This window comes from Pseudomonas sp. Choline-02u-1 (assembly GCF_002836515.1).
Classification (GTDB): Bacteria; Pseudomonadota; Gammaproteobacteria; order Pseudomonadales; family Pseudomonadaceae; genus Aquipseudomonas.
Genome location: NZ_PJBC01000014.1, coordinates 1 through 17,920, shown reverse-complemented (window position 1 = coordinate 17,920; position 17,920 = coordinate 1). Strand labels below are relative to the sequence as shown.

Sequence of the window (17,920 nt, the reverse complement as noted above, 5' to 3'; positions counted from 1 at the left end):
CTTCAAGCGGATTTCGGGATGAGACGCTCAAACAGCGCCTCGACAGTATTGAAACGTTCTTCCGGACGCTCCATCGGCACCTGGAATTTGAACATCGTCGCGCCTTCGAACTTGTAGCGTTTGGGCTGCGTCTGAATCAGCTTGATCAGGGTCATCGGGTCAACCGGCGTCTGCGCTTCGAACTCAATGCGTCCGCCTTGTGGCCCTCCATCGACTTTCTTGATGCCAAGCTTTTCGGCCTGCAATTTCAACGCGGTGATCCGCACCAGGTTCTTGGTCGGCTCCGGCAGCAGGCCGAAACGGTCGATCATCTCGACCTGCAGATCCTTCAGACCTTCCTCGTCGGTGGCCGAGGCGATGCGTTTATACAGAATCAGCCGCGCATGGACATCCGGCAGATAATCTTCCGGAATCAGCGCCGGCACCCGCAGATTGACTTCCGGACCGCCACCAAGCGGTTGATCGAGGTTCGGCTGCTCGCCTTTGCGGATCGACTTCACTGCGCGCTCGAGCATTTCCATGTACAGGGTGAAACCGACGGCCTGAATCTGCCCGCTCTGACCATCGCCGAGCAGTTCGCCGGCGCCACGGATTTCCAGGTCGTTGGTGGCCAGGACGAAACCGGCGCCGAGGTCCTGGGTATTGGCGATCGCCTCCAGACGCTTTTCCGCGTCGGAAGTGATCTGCTGGCGCGGCGGCGTCAGCAGGTAGGCGTAGGCCTGGTGGTGACTGCGGCCGACACGACCACGCAACTGGTGCAACTGGGCCAGGCCGAACTTGTCGGCGCGCTCGATGATGATGGTGTTGGCGCTCGGCACGTCGATGCCGGTCTCGATGATGGTCGAGGCGATCAGCACGTTGAAGCGCTTGTGGTAGAAGTCGCTCATCACCTGTTCGAGTTCACGTTCGCGCATCTGCCCGTGGCCGATACCGATGCGCGCTTCCGGCACCAGTTCGGCGAGGTCGGCGGCGCACTTCTCGATGGTCTTCACATCGTTGTGCAGGTAGTAAACCTGACCGCCACGCAGCAGTTCACGCAGCAGGGCTTCCTTGACCGTGCTCTTGTTCTGCTCCATGACGAAAGTGCGCACCGACAGGCGACGCGCCGGCGGCGTGGCGATGATCGACAGATCGCGCATCCCCGACACCGCCATGTTCAGCGTGCGCGGAATCGGCGTCGCGGTCAGGGTCAGAATGTCGACTTCGCTGCGCAGGGCCTTGAGCTGTTCTTTCTGGCGCACGCCAAAGCGGTGCTCTTCGTCGATGATCACCAGCCCGAGGTTTTTGATCTTCACGTCGTCGGACAGCAGCTTGTGCGTGCCGATGACGATGTCGATCTTGCCTTCCGCAAGATCGGCGATCGCCGCGTTGACTTCCTTGGCCGACTTGAAACGGCTCATCACTTCGACCGTCACCGGCCAGTCGGCGAAGCGGTCGCGGAAACTGTTGTAGTGCTGCTGGGCGAGCAGGGTGGTCGGTACCAGAATCGCCACCTGCCGACCGCCGTGCACGGCGATGAACGCGGCGCGCATGGCCACTTCGGTCTTGCCGAAGCCAACGTCGCCGCAGACCAGACGATCCATCGGTTTCGGCGCGAGCATGTCTTCGCGCACGGCCTCGATGGTCGCTTGCTGATCCGGGGTCTCCTCGAAAGGGAAGCCGGCGCTGAAGGTTGCGTAATCGGCCTTCGGATCGGCGAAGGCATAACCTTCACGGGCGGCGCGACGGGCATAAATGTCGAGCAGTTCGGCCGCGACGTCGCGCACCTGTTCGGCGGCTTTGCGCTTGGCTTTTTGCCAGGTTTCCGAGCCGAGGCGGTGCAGCGGCGCGAGCGAATCGTCGCTGCCGGTGTAGCGCGCGATCAGGTGCAGGTTGGCCACCGGCACATAGAGCTTGGCGTTTTCGGCGTATTCGAGAGTGAGGAACTCTGCAGCCTGATTGTCGATTTCCAGAATCGTCAGGCCCAGATAGCGCCCGACACCGTGATCGATATGCACCACCGGTGCGCCTTCGCGCAGCTCGGTGAGGTTCTTGATCACCGCGTCATTGCTGACGTCGCTGCGTTTCTCACGACGGCGGCGTTGCATGACGCGCTGACCGAACAGCGGACTCTCCGCCACCAGCGCCAGCGCCGGGTCGTCGAGCACCAGGCCTTCGTCGAGCGGGGCGATGGTGATCGCCAGACGATCCTTGCTGGCGACGAAATCCGGCCAGCTATCGACGGTTTTCGGCCGCAGTTTCAGGCGTTCCAGCAGTTCCAGCAGGACTTCGCGACGCCCCGCCGATTCAGCGGTGAACAGCACGCGACCGGGGAATTCCTCGAGGAAGCCGGCCAGCGCCGCCAGCGGTTGCGTGGCCTTGGCTTCGATGGCCAGATCCGGCAGCGCGTGCGCCGGGAAGCGCTCACGGCCAACGCCGCTTTCAACGTCCTGTTGACTGGCAACAACCCGTGGCCAGTTCTTCAAGCGCGCGAAGCAGTCTTCTACCGGCAGGAACAACTCGGCCGGTGGCAATAAAGGACGCGAAGGATCGACGCGGCGTTCTTCGTAACGATTGCGCACGTCGTTCCAGAAATTTTCCGCCGCTTGCTCGATACCGGGCAGCGAGAACACTTGGGTGTCCTGGGGCAGATAATCGAACAGTGTCGAGGTTTCGTCGAAGAACAGCGGCAGGTAGTACTCAATGCCGGCCGGGGTGATGCCGTTGCTCAGATCCTGAAAGATCGGGCAGCGGCGGAAGTCGACGTCGAAGCGCTCGCGAAAGCGCGCCTTGAAGCGGGTGACTGCGTCTTTCTGCAATGGAAACTCGCGGGCCGGCAGCAGCTTGACCGACTCGACCTTGTCGATCGAACGCTGGGTTTCCGGATCGAAGGTGCGCAGGGTTTCGATTTCGTCATCGAACAGGTCGATGCGGTACGGCAGCTTGCTGCCCATCGGGAACAGGTCGATCAGCGCGCCGCGTACGGTGAACTCGCCGTGCTCATACACCGTGTCGACATAGCGATAGCCGCTGGCTTCGAGCCGCGCGCGCATTTGTTCGACGTCGAGTTTCTGGCCGATATCGAGCACCAGGCTGCTGCCAAGCAGGAATTTGGTTGGCGCCAGTCGGTGCAGGGCAGTGGTGATCGGTACCACAAGCACGCCGTGAGCCAGTTCTGGCAGGCGATAGAGGCTGGCGATGCGCTGGGAGATGATGTCCTGGTGCGGCGAGAACAGGTCGTAGGGCAGGGTTTCCCAGTCGGGGAAATGCAGCACGGGCAAATCCGGGGCGAAGAAACTCAGCTCCTGTTCCAGCCGTTCGGCACTTTGGCTGTCGGCGGTCAGCAGCAGGGTAAAGCGCTTGGCAGCGCTTGCAGCTTCGGCAATCGCCAGGCTGAGGGCGGCACCGGGCAGATTGCCCCAGTGCTGTTTACCTGCCTCGGCAGGGAGTAGCGGTAGACGCAGAACAGGCACGGAAGGTTGAGCTCCAGGCGTTGCGACAAAGTCGGTAATTGTAGCGGCCTCCGGTGCCGCCTGTCAGTTGCAGACTGCGTCTATCTTCACGGTTTGGACGAAATGTAGTGGTAACCATAAAAACGAGCACTTTTTTCGTGGTTATGTAGTGCCGAAACCGGGCGGTGTTACGGAGGGTTACAGACATCGTCTAACAGTCGTCGAAAAATTGACTGTCCTGAAAGCCCCGGTTTTACTGGGCTGGAGAAGGGCGTAAATTTTTTGAACGGAATTTTGTTACCGATTGCGCGACAAGCGCGCATTGCTGAAAGGGCTTGTCGGCGGCATAATGTAGCCCCTTTTTTCTGCCCCTACATGTGGAAGGTTACCGTGACTCAGAAGCCCGACCAGTGTCTTGGTGAATGGATCGACCGTGAAGCACTCGCAGAAGCGATGATCCCGCTTATCGGTCAGCTCTACCGCAATAACAACGTGGTTAGCTCGATCTATGGCCGCAGCCTGATCAACCAGTCTGTCATCGCGATTCTCAAAGCTCACCGCTTTGCTCGCCACCGTTCTTCGGACGACAGCGAACTCTCCGTCCACGAAACATTCCCACTGCTCAAGGCCATGAGCGAGCTCAAGCTCGGCGCGGCGTCGGTGGATCTGGGCAAGCTGGCGTTCAAATTCCGCAACGAAGGCAACGGCCGCAGCGCCGAGCAGTTCGTGCGTGAAGAGATGGCGGACGTGGTTGGTCAGCAGAACGCCTCGGCCCGCAAAGGCACCGACGTTGTTCTTTACGGCTTCGGTCGTATCGGCCGTCTGCTGGCGCGCATCCTGATCGAGAAAACCGGTGGTGGCGACGGCCTGCGTCTGCGCGCCATCGTCGTGCGCAAAGGCGCCGAGAACGACCTGACCAAACGCGCCAGCCTGCTGCGTCGCGATTCGGTACACGGTTCGTTCAACGGCACCATTACCATCGACGAAGAAAACAACACCATCACCGCCAACGGTAACCTGATCCAGGTGATCTACGCGAAGAACCCGACCGAAGTGGATTACACCCAGTACGGCATCAAAGACGCGCTGCTGGTGGACAACACCGGTGTATGGCGTGACGCCGATGGCCTGGGTCAGCACCTGGCGTGCCCGGGCATCGACCGCGTTGTTCTGACCGCACCCGGCAAAGGCAAGCTGAAGAACATCGTTCACGGCATCAACCACGGTGAAATCACCGCTGATGACAAGATCGTCTCGGCTGCTTCCTGCACCACCAACGCCATCGTGCCAGTGCTCAAGGCCGTAAATGACAAGTTCGGCATCATCAATGGTCACGTCGAAACCGTTCACTCGTACACCAACGACCAGAACCTGATCGACAACTTCCACAAGGGCGATCGCCGTGGTCGCAGCGCCGCGCTGAACATGGTGATCACCGAGACCGGTGCTGCCACCGCTGCTGCCAAGGCCCTGCCTGAGCTGGCCGGCAAGCTGACCGGTAACGCGATTCGTGTTCCGACGCCAAACGTGTCGATGGCCATTCTCAACCTGAACCTTGAGAAAGCCGCCACCCGTGAAGAGATGAACGAGTACCTGCGCTACATGGCGCTGCACTCCGATCTGCACAAGCAAATCGACTTCGTCAATTCGCAGGAAGTAGTTTCCACCGACTTCGTTGGCTCGCGCCACGCCGGTGTGGTGGACGCTGAAGCCACTATCGTGCAAGACAACCGCGTTGTGCTGTACGTCTGGTACGACAACGAGTTCGGTTACAGCTGCCAGGTGGTTCGCGTGATGGAAGACATGGCTGATGTAAATCCGCCAGCGTTCCCACGCTAAGCCTTAGCAAAATGAAAACGCCCCGACCTGTGTCGGGGCGTTTTTGTTTGTGGAGTGATCGTTCCCACGCTCTGCGTGGGAATGCAGCCCGGGACGCTCTGCGTCCCATTGGAACGCGGAGCGTCCCTTGAAGCATTCCCACGCAGAGCGTGGGAACGATCGCGCTGGCGGGTGCGATCTAACTAACGCCGCCGGCCACAGCGGCTTGCGCCGTGCGCAACTCATGCCGGTTGCCACGGAACAACACCAGCGTTGCAATCAACCCAAATACCGCTGCGCCACTGAGCCAGATCCCCGGTGCAGCCTTGTTGTCCAGCACATGAATCAGATAGGTACACGCCGCCGGCGTAAACCCGCCGAACGTCGCCGTTGCCAGGCTGTAGGCCAGCGAGAAGCCGGTGGTGCGCACTTCGACCGGCATGATTTCGGTCAGCGCCACCACCATCGCGCCGTTGTACGAGCCGTAAAGGAACGACAGCCACAATTCGACAACCAGCAAATGGCTGAAGCTCGGATTCGCCACCAGCCACGACAGCGCCGGATACGCCGTCAGGATCGCCATAATCGTCGCTGCCAGCAGTAAGGGTTTTCGCCCGATCTTGTCTGACACGGCGCCCATCACCGGTAGCCAGAAGAAATTCGACAAGCCGATGCACACCGTCACCAGCAATGCATCGAGATCGGACAGGTGCAACTCAGCCTTGCCGAATGTCGGGGTGTAAGCGGTGATCAGATAGAACGACACCGTGGTCATCACCACCAGCGCCATGCCGGCAATGACAATGCCAAAGTTCTGGCCGATCGAGCGGACGATCTCGCCGAGGGTAGGGCGGTGGGTGCGCGCCTGGAATTCCGGGGTTTCCTCCAGCGAGCGGCGGATAAAGAAAATCACCGGCACGATCATGCAGCCGATCAGGAATGGCACACGCCAGCCCCATTCGCCCATTTGCTCCGGACTCAGCCAATGGTTGAGACCGACGCCAAGGAGACCGGCGAAGACGACCGCAGCCTGCTGGCTGGCGGACTGCCAGCTGACAAAGAACCCTTTGCGACCGGGCGTAGAGATCTCCGCCAGATAAACCGACACGCCGCCCAATTCCACGCCGGCCGAGAAACCTTGCAACAGGCGGCCGAACAACACCAGCAGCGGTGCGGCGACGCCGAGCGTCGCGTAGCCGGGCACGCAGGCAATCAGCACTGTACCGGCGGCCATCATCGCCAAGGTGATAATGAGCCCTTTGCGTCGACCGTGACGGTCGATGTAGGCGCCGAGGAAAATCGCCCCGAGCGGACGCATCAGGAAGCCGGCACCGAAGGTCGCCAGCGACAGCATCAGTGAAGCGAACGCGCTGTCCGTGGGGAAGAAGGTTTTAGCGATGGCCGTGGCGTAGAAGCCGTAGACCATGAAGTCGAACATTTCGAGGAAGTTGCCGCTGACAACACGAAAGATCGCTTTGCCTTTGCCCGTGGTGGAGGACATGGGAGGTACTCACTGTTCAATTTTGTATAAAGGCGTTGCAGCCATGGGGAAGCGAGCGGGCGCTTGTAGTTCATAATGGCCGCCGTGGTTTTGCCGGGAGATGAAGAATTGTTAACTGGACGCTGGTTGGGGCTTGTGGTGCTCGCGATGGCATTGGCCGGCTGTGGCAACGGCGCTTGCGTGGAACAAATCGGTGGCTCGACCATGGGCAGCACCTGGTCGGTCAAGTATGTACGGCACGCCGGGGTCGCCGATCCTGCGCAGGTGCGCGGCGAAGTGGAAGCCGTCCTTGGCGAAGTCGATCAACAGATGTCGACCTATCGCAGTGATTCAGTCATCGAACGTTTCAATTCCTTGCCCGCCGATAGCTGCCAGTCCATGCCGGCGGCGGTGCTCGAATTGGTCCGCATCGGCGACCAGCTTTCAACACAAAGCGAAGGCTCCTACGACCTGACCGTGGAGCCGCTGCTGGACCTCTGGGGATTTGGCCCGCAAGGACGCGAAGAAAAAGTCCCCGATGCGGCCGCTCTGGCCGAAGTCATGCAGCGGGTCGGCCATCAACACCTGCGCATTGACGGTGACCATTTGTGCAAGGATGCCGCCGTCGCAGTCGACTTCAACAGCATCGCAGCCGGTTATGCCGTGGATGTCATCGCGGTCAGATTGCAGCACATGGGCATCGACAATTATCTGGTCGAAGCCACGGGAGAGCTCAAAGCCAAGGGCAAGAAGCCTGACGGCTCAGCATGGCGCATCGCTCTCGAAGAACCCCGGGATGACCAGCAAGTGGCCGAGCGGATTATCGATGTCGATGGCTATGGTGTTTCCACTTCTGGTGACTATCGCCACTATTTTCTGCAAGACGGCCGGCGTTATTCCCACACCTTCGATGCACGTAGCGGGCGGCCGGTCCTACACGACCTGGCGTCAGTCACGGTGATTCATCCTTCAGCGTTGATGGCCGATGGACTATCGACGCTGTTGCTGATTCTCGGGCCGGAAAGGGCGCGGGACTATGCCCAAAAGCATGGCATTGCTGCATTCTTTGTCCTGCGTGCCGATACAGGTTTCGACACCCGCAGCAGTCAGGCATTTACGCAGCTTGTCGGTGAAAAAAACTGACCGAAGACAAGACGAAAGCTGGCGTTGTAGTGCAGGCAAAAGTAGCCTACGACGCGACCAAGGGTTAATGTGCGCGGCGTTGACGCTTCTATAGACTGTGTCCGGGTTCTTCACTGGCCCCCAATTGTTCCTTCGCGCCGCCGTTCGGCGTGATTTAGCCGCCGGTGCTGTTGGCACCGCGGCCTGTTCTGAGGAGTACGCATGGCTGTCTACAACTACGACGTGGTGGTACTGGGTTCCGGCCCGGCGGGAGAAGGCGCGGCAATGAACGCCGCCAAAGCGGGGCGCAAGGTCGCGATGGTCGATAGCCGTCGTCAGGTCGGCGGCAACTGCACCCACCTCGGCACCATCCCGTCCAAGGCACTGCGTCACTCGGTGCGGCAGATCATGCAGTTCAACACCAACCCGATGTTCCGCGCGATCGGCGAGCCACGCTGGTTCTCCTTCCCGGACGTGTTGAAAAGCGCCGAAAAAGTCATTTCCAAACAAGTCGCCTCGCGCACCGGCTACTACGCCCGTAACCGCGTCGACGTGTTCTTCGGTACCGGCAGCTTCGCCGACGAGCAAACCATCGAAGTGGTCTGCGGCAACGGCGTTGTCGAGAAGCTGGTGGCCAAGCACATCATCATCGCCACCGGTTCGCGTCCGTATCGCCCGGCGGACATCGATTTCCACCACCCGCGTATCTACGATAGCGACACCATCCTCAGCCTCGGCCACACCCCGCGCAAACTGATCGTTTACGGCGCTGGTGTGATCGGTTGCGAATACGCGTCGATCTTCAGCGGTCTGGGTGTGCTGGTCGAACTGGTCGACAACCGTGGCCAGTTGCTGAGCTTCCTCGACTCGGAAATTTCCCAAGCGTTGAGTTACCACTTCAGCAACAACAACATCACCGTGCGCCACAACGAGGAGTACGACCGCGTCGAAGGTGTGGACAACGGGGTGATCCTGCACCTGAAGTCCGGCAAGAAGATCAAGGCCGACGCCTTGCTCTGGTGCAACGGCCGTACTGGCAACACCGACACGCTGGGGCTGGAAAACATCGGGGTCAAGGTCAACAGCCGTGGCCAGATCGAAGTCGACCAGAACTACCGCACCTGCATAGAGAACATCTACGGCGCCGGTGACGTGATCGGCTGGCCGAGCCTGGCCAGTGCCGCCCACGACCAGGGCCGTTCGGCCGCTGGCAGCATCGTCGACAATGGCAGCTGGCGCTTCGTCAATGACGTGCCGACCGGCATCTACACCATTCCGGAGATCAGCTCGATCGGCAAGAACGAGCAGGAGCTGACCCAGGCCAAAGTGCCGTACGAAGTCGGCAAGGCGTTCTTCAAGAGCATGGCGCGTGCACAGATCGCCGGTGAGCCGCAGGGCATGCTGAAGATTCTCTTCCACCGCGAAACGCTGGAAGTGCTCGGCGTGCACTGCTTCGGTTATCAGGCGTCGGAGATCGTTCACATCGGTCAGGCGATCATGAACCAGCCGGGCGAGCTGAACACCCTGAAGTATTTCGTCAACACCACGTTCAACTACCCGACCATGGCCGAAGCCTATCGGGTAGCGGCGTACGACGGCCTCAACCGGCTTTTTTGACGGGCTCCGGCCGGTGGCCTGAGCCGGCCGGGGAGACCGATTTCAGCAATTCTCAAGGGTGGCAGTGGCCAAACCGGGAAAGTCTGTAATCAGGCTGTCAACGCCGAAGTCGGCGAGTCTGCGCATCAGTGCAGGCTCGTTGACGGTCCACACCGACACATGCAGGCCCTGACGTTGCGCTTTTTGCAGGCGTTCCGGCGTACACAGCGTCCAGTTCAACGCGAGAATCTCGCAACCGTAACTGGCCGCAACCTTCAATGGATCAAGCCAGGCGTACTCGGCCACCAGGCCACGCGACACGTCCGGCACCAGATCCAGCGCTGCCTTCAAGACTTCCCGCGAACTCGAGGTGATCGTGACCTTGTCGAGCAGGCCATGGCGCTGAGCCATTTCCCGAATCGCCAGCACGGTAGTTGCCGCGCGGGTGCGTGAAGCGCTTTTGACTTCCAGCTGCCAGTGCTCGAAATCACACTTCTCGAACAACTCTTCCAGCGTCGGAATCGGGCACGGCTTGATCCAGCCCGGGCCACCCTTGCGCGCGTCGTAGGTCACCAGTTCGGCGGCGGTGTGCTCGACGACTTTGCCGCGGCGCTCGGTGGTGCGCTTGAGCGTCGGGTCGTGAATGACCATCAGTTCACCGTCCTTGGAGAGGTGCAGATCCAGTTCGCAGCGGCGCACGCCGTGCTTGAGGCATTCCTGAAAGCTGCTCAGGGTGTTTTCCGGTGCTTCGCCCTTGGCGCCGCGGTGGCCGTAGATGAGGGTCACGGTGCTTCCTTAAGTTAAATTCCAGAGTCGTTCTGTTCGCGGGCCAGACGGCGTTCCTGGGCCTGCTTTTGCAAGATGTAGCGCGCGAGCAACTGGCGCTGGGCATCGGTCGGGCGCTCGAACTCGGTGCCGACGTCATAGCCATCGCCCTTCGGATCGCAATGGGTAACCCGGGCGCGCAACAGCAGGCCCAAGGCTTGCGGCATCAGCACCAGTTTCACCGACAGGTGCGCGCCGGTGGCAATCGGGGTCGGGTACTGAAAATCGATTCCGCCCTCGGAGATGATTACCGGTTGCGGCTCGCCGATGTGGCCGAGCACGGTCAGGGCGACCACCTGGCTGAGCAGGTCGATGCGTTTGTTCTGCGATTTGAGGAACGCAGCGATGGCGCGGTCGCGCTCGCTGATCTGGCGCAGCAGGTGCTGCGACTCGAATTCGCTCAGGTGTAATTCGCTGAGCAGGTTGAAGAGTGGGGAAGCATCCTGCAACACTTCCTCGCCTGCGGCTTCGGGAGCGGACAGGGGCCGAATTTCCAGTGCGATCATGTCCTCGATACGGTAGTATTCGCGGCGATCTTCTTCATCTAATGTCGACATGGCGAACCCATGGTAGCGGCGGTGGTCTGAGTGTAAAGCTGGTTTTCGACCCCCGCCACAAGGACGTTCCTTTTCCCTCCGAACAAGCCCCGACATGTTCAGACCTCTCTTCGTATTTATCGGCACGCGTTATACCCGTGCAAAGCGTCGCAATCATTTTGTGTCCTTCATTTCCCTGACTTCGATGATCGGACTCGCCCTTGGCGTGGTCGTGATGATTGTCGTGTTGTCGGTGATGAATGGCTTCGATCATGAGATGCGCACCCGCGTGCTGGGCATGGTGCCCCACGCCACCCTTGAGACCGGCGAGCCGATCAACGACTGGCAGAGCCTGGCCGACAAGGTCAAGCAGAACCGGCAGGTGACGGCAGTAGCGCCGTTCACCCAGATGCAGGGTTTGCTGACCAACAACGGTCAGGTCTCCAAAGTGCTGCTCAATGCCATTGATCCTGCGCTCGAGCGCAATGTGTCGATCATCGACAACTTCATGAAGCAGGGCAAACTCGACGACCTGACACCGGGTAGCTTCGGCATCGTCATCGGCGACAAGGCCGCGACCAAGCTCGGCGTTGGTATCGGTGACAAGATCACCTTCGTCGCGCCCGAAGTCAGCGTCACCCCGGCAGGCATGTTCCCGCGCATGAAGCGTTTCACCGTGGTCGGGATTTTCCACGTCGGTGCCGGCGAGCTCGACGGCTACCTGGGCGTGACCAACCTGCAGGACCTGGCCAAGATGCACCGCTGGAAAGCCGATCAGGTGCAGGGCCTGCGGCTGAAGTTCGACGATCTGTTCCAGGCCCCGCGCGAGGCGTGGAACATCGCCCAGCAGCTCGGTGAAGATCGATACTACGCCCGCGACTGGACTCGCACTCACGGCAACCTGTATCAGGCGATCCGCATGGAAAAAGCCATGATCGGGTTGCTGTTGCTGCTGATCGTCGCCGTCGCCGCGTTCAACATCATTTCCACGCTGGTGATGGTGGTGAACGACAAGAAGGGTGACATCGCCATTCTGCGTACCCTCGGCGCGACGCCGGGCACCATCATGCGCACGTTCATGGTTCAGGGCACGGTGATCGGCGTGGTCGGCACGGCCATCGGCGCGGTGGTCGGGATCCTTGCGGCGCTGAATGTCAGTGCGGCCATTTCGGCGCTTGAAGGGTTGATCGGCCACAAATTCCTTAATGCTGACGTGTATTTCATTGATTATCTTCCTTCGCAGGTGCAGAGCCAGGACGTCGTCATGGTCTGCGCCGCTGCGTTGGTCCTGAGTTTCCTCGCCACCCTGTATCCCGCCTGGCGTGCCGCGCGCACCCAGCCGGCGGAGGCGTTACGTTATGAGTGAGTCGGGCATGAGCGAACAAGCAATTCTGAGCTGCCGTAACCTGGGCAAATCCTACGAGGAGGGGCCTGAGTCGGTACAAGTGCTGGCCGGCCTGCAACTGGAGTTGCACCCGGGCGAGCGTGTGGCGATCGTGGGCAAATCCGGTTCCGGCAAGAGTACGTTGCTCAACCTGCTCGGCGGTCTCGATACGCCGAGCAAGGGCAGCGTCTGGCTCGATGGCGAAGAGCTTTCGGCCCTGAGCGAGAAGAAGCGCGGTCTGCTGCGTAACCGCGCCCTTGGTTTCGTTTACCAGTTCCACCATTTGCTGCCGGAATTCACCGCGCTGGAAAACGTCTGCATGCCGCTGTTGATCGGCAAGACGCCAATCCCGGAGGCGCGTCAGCGTGCCACGGCATTGCTGGAGCGTGTCGGTCTCGGCCATCGTCTGGAACACAAGCCGGCGGAGCTGTCCGGCGGCGAACGTCAGCGTGTGGCCATCGCCCGCGCCCTGGTCAACAACCCGGGGCTGGTGATGCTCGACGAGCCAACCGGCAACCTCGACCTGCACACCGCCGAAGGCATTCAGGATCTGATGCTGGAGCTGAGCACGTCGATGCGCACGGCGTTCCTGGTGGTGACGCATGACATGAACCTGGCTCGGCAGATGGACCGCGTCCTGCAATTGCAGGAAGGTTGCCTGACTCCCATCTGACTGGCTGAAACCCGGCGCCCGTAAGGGCGCCGGGTCTTTTATTTCTATACGGTGCCCCAGCGAATGTTCAGACCGTTATCGATCTTTATCGGCACGCGCTATACCCGCGCCAAGCGCCGCAATCGCTTTGTTTCGTTCATCTCGATGACCTCGATGATCGGCCTCGCCCTCGGCGTCCTGGCGATGATCGTGGTGCTGTCGGTGATGAACGGCTTCCAGCGCGAAATGAGCTCGCGCATCCTCGGCATGGTGCCGCACGCGACCATCGTCGGCGTCAAGCCGATCGACGACTGGCAGCCGGTGGCCGCCGCCGCGATGAAAAACCCCGAAGTGACCGCCGCCGTGCCGTTCACTGAAATGGAAGGCATGCTTTCCTACAAGGGTTCGATGCAGCCGATCCAGATCAGCGGCGTCGATCCGGCGCAGGAAGGCAAGGTCTCGATCGTTGCTCAGCACATCGTCCAAGGGCGTCTGGATGCCTTGAAGCCGGGCGAATTCGGTGTGGTGATCGGTGAAATCACCGCGCGGCGTTTTCGCCTCAATGTTGGCGACAAGATCACCCTCATCGTTCCGGAAGTCAGTACCGCGCCGGGCGGTATCACCCCGCGCATGCAACGCCTGAATGTGGTTGGCGTGTTCAAGGTCGGCGCCGAGCTGGACGGCTCGATGGGCCTGATCCACGTTGCCGACGCTGCGGCCATGCAGCATTGGCAGCCGAATCAGGTGCAGAGCGTGCGGTTGGCGGTCAAGGATCTGTACGCCGCGCCGAAGGTGTCTGCGGACATTGCCGCTGGCCTCGGTGCCGACTTCAAGGCTGACGACTGGACCCACACCCAGGGCAGCCTGTTCAGCGCGATGAAGATGGAAAAAACCATGATCGGCCTGCTGTTGCTGATGATCGTCGCGGTAGCGGCGTTCAACATCATCGCGACGTTGATCATGGTGGTGAACGACAAAGGCGCCGACATCGCGATCCTGCGCACCATCGGCGCTACGCCGCGGCAGATCATGGCGATCTTCATGGTGCAGGGCACGGTGATCGGAATTGTCGGCACCATCATTGGCGGTGTGCTGGGCGTGATTGCCGCGCTCAATGTCAGCGAGATGGTCGGCTGGGTCGAGCGCGTGACAGGCCAGCACATCTTCAGTTCGGACGTGTACTTCGTCAGCAATCTGCCCTCGGAGCTGCAGAGTGGCGATGTGCTGCTGATCTGCTCGGCGGGATTCATTCTGAGCTTTCTGGCGACGGTGTATCCGGCATGGCGAGCGGCGAAGATCGAACCGGCGCATGCCTTGAGATATTCGTAAGCGACTCCATGCTCGTTCCCACGCTCTGCGTGGGAATGCCTCAACGGACGCTCTGCGTTCGGCTCTTGAAGGGACGCGGAGCGTCCCGGGCTGCATTCCCACGCAGAGCGTGGGAACGATCAGGTTCGAGGCAACTTGATTACAAACCGCGTCCAACCCGCTTCAGATTCGCAATGAATCGTCCCGCCATGGGCCCGCACGATCGACTGAGTGATCGCCAAGCCCAACCCGGCATGCTCACTACTGCCTTCCTGCCGCGCCGGATCCGCTCGATAGAACCGGTCAAACAAACGTGGCAACACCTGCGCTGAAATTCCCTGACCACTGTTCTCGACGCAGACGCGAACAGCGTTCGCCTGATCGACGATGCTCAACCGCACATAACCTTGAGGCGGGGTAAACCGCAGCGCGTTATCCAGCAGATTCGACAAGGCCCGGCGCAACATGCCGCGATCACCATCGATGTGCGCCTCGCCCTCACGACTCAAACTCACGCCGGCGTCTTCGGCCAATGGTGCAAAAAACTCCAGCAACATGTCCGCCTCATCCGCCAATTCCAGCGGTTCGCGGGTGGGCATCAGCAAACCGTGGTCAGCCTTGGCCAGATAGAGCATGTCGTTGACCAGTTGCGCCATCCATTGCAGTTCTTCGAGGTTGCTGTGCAGCGCTTCGCGATAGTCTTCGAGCGGGCGAGGGCGGGTGAGGGTGACCTGAGTGTGTGTCAGCAGGTTCGACAGTGGCGTGCGCAGTTCATGGGCTATGTCGGCAGAGAACGCCGAAAGACGCTGAAACGAGTCGTCGAGGCGTGCGAGCATGGCGTTGAAGCTGTGGGCCATTTCCGCAAGCTCTGGCGGCATCTTCTCTTCAGGCAGTCGGGCATTCAGCGATTGCGCAGAAATCCCACGGGCCACCGCGCTCATTCGTCGCAACGGGCGCAGACCGCTGCGCGCGGCCCAGGCACCGAGCAGGGCCGTGGCTAGCGCTGACAGGCCGACGGTGAGCCAGATCAGATGCTGCATGCGCTCAAGAAAATGCTGGTGATGGGTGATGTCCAGGAGCAACGTCAGCTGCGGCGAATCCATGGTCTCCGGGTAGAGTGGGGCGCGAAGTACGCGGTAGTCGGTCCCTTCATGGCTGATGGTCGACAGTCCGGTTAGCAGCGGCAGATTCTTCGGGATTTGAACCGAGCTGTCGTACCAGTGCTGACCGTCGCCGCTGGTAATGCGCAGCGACAGATCCGCCTGACGGCTGAGCTCATCGGCCAGCCGCGCTTCGCGCTGAGCAGGCTGCAGATCCTGCAAAGCGCGGCGCAGGCCGATCAGCTGAGCTTCCAGTTGCTGTTGGTCGAGTTCGATGAAGTGCGCCTCGCTGGCGCGGTCGAACAGGACCCCGGCGAGCAGCGAAACCACTGCGGTGCAGGCGGCAAACAGCAGGGCGAGACGTGTGCTCAAGGACAATCGACGCATCACAGCGTGCGCTCCTCGAGCACGTAACCCATGCCGCGCACGGTGTGGATCAGCTTGTTGGGGAAATCGTCGTCGACCTTCAGGCGCAACCGACGAATCGCTACTTCGATGACATTGGTGTCGCTGTCGAAATTCATGTCCCAGACCTGCGAAGCGATCAGCGACTTCGGCAACACTTCGCCCTGACGGCGCAAGAGCATTTCCAGCAGGGCGAACTCTTTGGCGGTCAGGTCGATGCGCTGGCCACTGCGTTCGACGCGGCGGCGGATCAGGTCAAGACGCAGATCAGCCAGTTGCAGGCTGGTTTCCTGCGGCGTGGCGCTGCCGCGGCGCAACAGACTACGCACCCGCGCAAGCAGTTCGGAAAAGGCGAAGGGCTTGACCAGATAATCATCGGCGCCCAGTTCAAGGCCGTGAACCCTGTCCTCCACCGCGTCTTTGGCGGTCAGAAAAAGTACCGGTGTGTCCAGCCCGGCACTGCGTACCGCCTGGACAATCTGCCAGCCACTGCGCCCGGGCAGCATCACATCGAGGATCAGCAGCGCGTACTCGCCGCTCAAGGCCAATTGCTGGCCGCTGTTGCCGTCGGCCACCAGCTCGGTATTGAACCCGGCCTCGGTCAGGCCCTGGCGCAGGTATTGGCCGGTTTTCGCTTGGTCTTCGACGATCAACAGTTTCATGGGCGACTCGGGGCTGGTTCGGGATGAATAACGGGCGAGGGCGTTATACCTTGAGAGCGAGCAATAAGCGCCAAGCTGACAAAGTTGTAATCTGCCTGTCAGGTCGATGCCAGTGCAGGGTGGTTAGAGTTTCCCACAAGCTGAACTTCCTCTTGTTGGAGCCTGACCATGTTTTTTCGTTTATCCCTGACGTTAGCCGCCTGTCTGCTCGCATTGAGCTCGCCCGTCTCGGCGACACCGGCGCACGCCTTCGCCTTCGGCCAGCCGGCTGCCGCGAGTCAGGCCTCACGCAGTATCGAGATCGTCATGGGCGACATGAACTTCGATCCGAAAACCATACAGATCAAGGCCGGTGAGACGGTTCGCTTTGTGCTGGTGAATAAAGGCCAGTTGCTGCATGAATTCAACCTCGGTGATGCGGCGATGCATGCCAGTCACCAGCAGGAAATGTTGCAGATGCAGCAAAGCGGCATGCTCACGCCTACTGGAATTAAGGAAATGTCCCACGACGTGGCAGGCATGGATCACGCAGCGATGGGCCATGGCATGCAGCATGACGACCCCAACAGCGTGTTGGTCGAGCCGGGTAAAACCGCCGAGCTGACCTGGACTTTCAGCAAGGCCACGGCGCTCGAGTTTGCCTGCAATATTCCCGGGCATTATCAGGCGGGGATGGTCGGCAAATTGACAGTCAGTCAGTAAGCACTCAAAGGCGCGGGCAAAGGCTGGTAGAATCCGCTGATTCTTCAGTCAGGTTTCCGCCATGCATCCCGCAGCCGAACATTCGCCGCTGGGCAAATCCAGCGAATACATCGCCACTTACACGCCGTCCCTGTTGTTCCCGATTCCGCGCACCGCGAAATGGGCCGAGCTGGGCCTGACCGCCGAAACCCTGCCTTATAAAGGTGTGGATTTCTGGAACTGCTTCGAACTGTCGTGGCTGCTGCCCTCGGGCAAACCGGTGGTGGCGATCGCTGAATTCAGCATCCCGGCGGACTCGCCGAACATCATCGAATCGAAGTCGTTCAAGCTCTACCTCAACTCGCTGAACCAAACGCCGTTCGCCGACGTCGCGACATTGGAAGCGACGCTGGTCAAGGATCTGTCCGCCGCTGCCGGCAAACCGGTGGGCGTGCGGGTGCGCAGTTTGAAAGACGTGGAAGCTGAAGGCGTTGTGGCATTGCCGGGTGTGTGCATCGACGATCTGGATATCAGCGTCAGCAACTACGAACACCCACGCCCGGAGCTGCTGCGTTGCGACGATTCGCGAATTGTTGAAGAGAGCGTGCACAGCCATCTGCTCAAATCCAACTGTCCGGTGACCAGCCAGCCGGACTGGGGCAGCGTGGTAGTGGACTATCGCGGCGCAGCGCTGGATCACGCCAGCCTGCTCGAATACATCGTCAGCTTCCGCCAGCACTCTGACTTCCATGAGCAGTGCGTGGAGCGGATCTTTCTTGATCTGCAGCGGTTGTTGAAGCCGGAGAAACTCACGGTGTTTGCGCGCTATGTGCGGCGGGGTGGGCTGGATATCAATCCGTATCGCAGTACCGAAAGCGTACAGCTGCCGAACCACCGCCTCGTACGCCAATAAACTACCC

The 17,920-nt window shown here is 60.5% G+C and carries 14 protein-coding genes; 8 read left to right on the top strand and 6 right to left on the bottom strand.

What is annotated here, in order from left to right; genetic code table 11:
- Positions 1-2: 2 nt before the first annotated feature.
- Positions 3-3,452, bottom strand: a complete 3,450-nt coding sequence (mfd, locus tag CXF97_RS12540) for a transcription-repair coupling factor (protein WP_101158760.1) — start codon at positions 3,450-3,452, stop codon at positions 3-5.
- A 354-nt stretch (positions 3,453-3,806) separates the two neighbouring features.
- On the opposite strand from mfd, the gene CXF97_RS12535 reads away from it, so the two are divergent.
- Positions 3,807-5,270 carry a glyceraldehyde-3-phosphate dehydrogenase gene (locus tag CXF97_RS12535; protein WP_101158759.1) on the top strand — a complete coding sequence of 488 codons (1,464 nt, stop codon included), beginning with the start codon at positions 3,807-3,809 and terminating at the stop codon, positions 5,268-5,270.
- A 178-nt stretch (positions 5,271-5,448) separates the two neighbouring features.
- Here the strand turns inward: CXF97_RS12535 and CXF97_RS12530 are convergent, their stop codons facing one another.
- Positions 5,449-6,750 (bottom strand): MFS transporter, encoded by a 1,302-nt coding sequence (locus tag CXF97_RS12530; protein ID WP_101158758.1) that lies wholly within the window; start codon positions 6,748-6,750, stop codon positions 5,449-5,451.
- A 75-nt stretch (positions 6,751-6,825) separates the two neighbouring features.
- Here CXF97_RS12530 and CXF97_RS12525 point away from each other — a divergent pair, with 75 nt between their 5' ends.
- Positions 6,826-7,872, top strand: a complete 1,047-nt coding sequence (locus CXF97_RS12525) for an FAD:protein FMN transferase (RefSeq protein ID WP_178081180.1) — start codon at positions 6,826-6,828, stop codon at positions 7,870-7,872.
- Between the two features lie 201 nt (positions 7,873-8,073).
- Entirely contained in the window at positions 8,074-9,468 is a 1,395-nt protein-coding gene (gene sthA, locus CXF97_RS12520; RefSeq protein ID WP_039760770.1) for a Si-specific NAD(P)(+) transhydrogenase, read from the top strand.
- 42 nt (positions 9,469-9,510) lie between these two features.
- On the opposite strand, the gene CXF97_RS12515 is transcribed toward sthA, so the two are convergent.
- Together CXF97_RS12515 and CXF97_RS12510 are read right to left on the bottom strand one after the other, a co-directional pair.
- Entirely contained in the window at positions 9,511-10,233 is a 723-nt protein-coding gene (locus CXF97_RS12515) for a glycerophosphodiester phosphodiesterase (RefSeq protein WP_007910500.1), read from the bottom strand.
- Between the two features lie 14 nt (positions 10,234-10,247).
- Positions 10,248-10,829: a PilZ domain-containing protein gene (locus CXF97_RS12510; RefSeq protein ID WP_101158757.1), complete on the bottom strand. Its 582-nt coding sequence runs from the start codon at positions 10,827-10,829 to the stop codon at positions 10,248-10,250.
- A 94-nt stretch (positions 10,830-10,923) separates the two neighbouring features.
- Here CXF97_RS12510 and CXF97_RS12505 point away from each other — a divergent pair, with 94 nt between their 5' ends.
- From CXF97_RS12505 to CXF97_RS12495, 3 genes are all read left to right on the top strand, one after another.
- Positions 10,924-12,174, top strand: a complete 1,251-nt coding sequence (locus CXF97_RS12505; protein ID WP_101158756.1) for a lipoprotein-releasing ABC transporter permease subunit — start codon at positions 10,924-10,926, stop codon at positions 12,172-12,174.
- On the top strand, positions 12,167-12,865 hold the full coding sequence (lolD, locus tag CXF97_RS12500; protein ID WP_101158755.1) for a lipoprotein-releasing ABC transporter ATP-binding protein LolD: 699 nt from the start codon (positions 12,167-12,169) through the stop codon (positions 12,863-12,865). The genes CXF97_RS12505 and lolD overlap by 8 nt, the downstream gene beginning before the upstream one ends.
- 63 nt (positions 12,866-12,928) lie before the next feature.
- On the top strand, positions 12,929-14,173 hold the full coding sequence (locus CXF97_RS12495) for a lipoprotein-releasing ABC transporter permease subunit (RefSeq protein ID WP_101158754.1): 1,245 nt from the start codon (positions 12,929-12,931) through the stop codon (positions 14,171-14,173).
- 119 nt (positions 14,174-14,292) lie between these two features.
- Here CXF97_RS12495 and CXF97_RS12485 read toward each other — a convergent pair whose 3' ends face one another.
- Together CXF97_RS12485 and CXF97_RS12480 are read right to left on the bottom strand one after the other, a co-directional pair.
- Positions 14,293-15,639, bottom strand: a complete 1,347-nt coding sequence (locus CXF97_RS12485; RefSeq protein ID WP_101158753.1) for a heavy metal sensor histidine kinase — start codon at positions 15,637-15,639, stop codon at positions 14,293-14,295.
- A complete protein-coding gene (locus CXF97_RS12480) occupies positions 15,639-16,319 on the bottom strand; it encodes a heavy metal response regulator transcription factor (protein ID WP_101158752.1) in 681 nt (226 codons plus the stop codon). The genes CXF97_RS12485 and CXF97_RS12480 overlap by 1 nt, the downstream gene beginning before the upstream one ends.
- Positions 16,320-16,487: 168 nt before the next feature.
- Between CXF97_RS12480 and CXF97_RS12475 the strand changes: the two genes are divergently transcribed.
- Positions 16,488-17,021: a plastocyanin/azurin family copper-binding protein gene (locus CXF97_RS12475; protein ID WP_101158751.1), complete on the top strand. Its 534-nt coding sequence runs from the start codon at positions 16,488-16,490 to the stop codon at positions 17,019-17,021.
- A 61-nt stretch (positions 17,022-17,082) separates the two neighbouring features.
- A complete protein-coding gene (gene queF / locus CXF97_RS12470; RefSeq protein WP_101158750.1) occupies positions 17,083-17,913 on the top strand; it encodes an NADPH-dependent 7-cyano-7-deazaguanine reductase QueF in 831 nt (276 codons plus the stop codon).
- Positions 17,914-17,920: the final 7 nt, after the last annotated feature.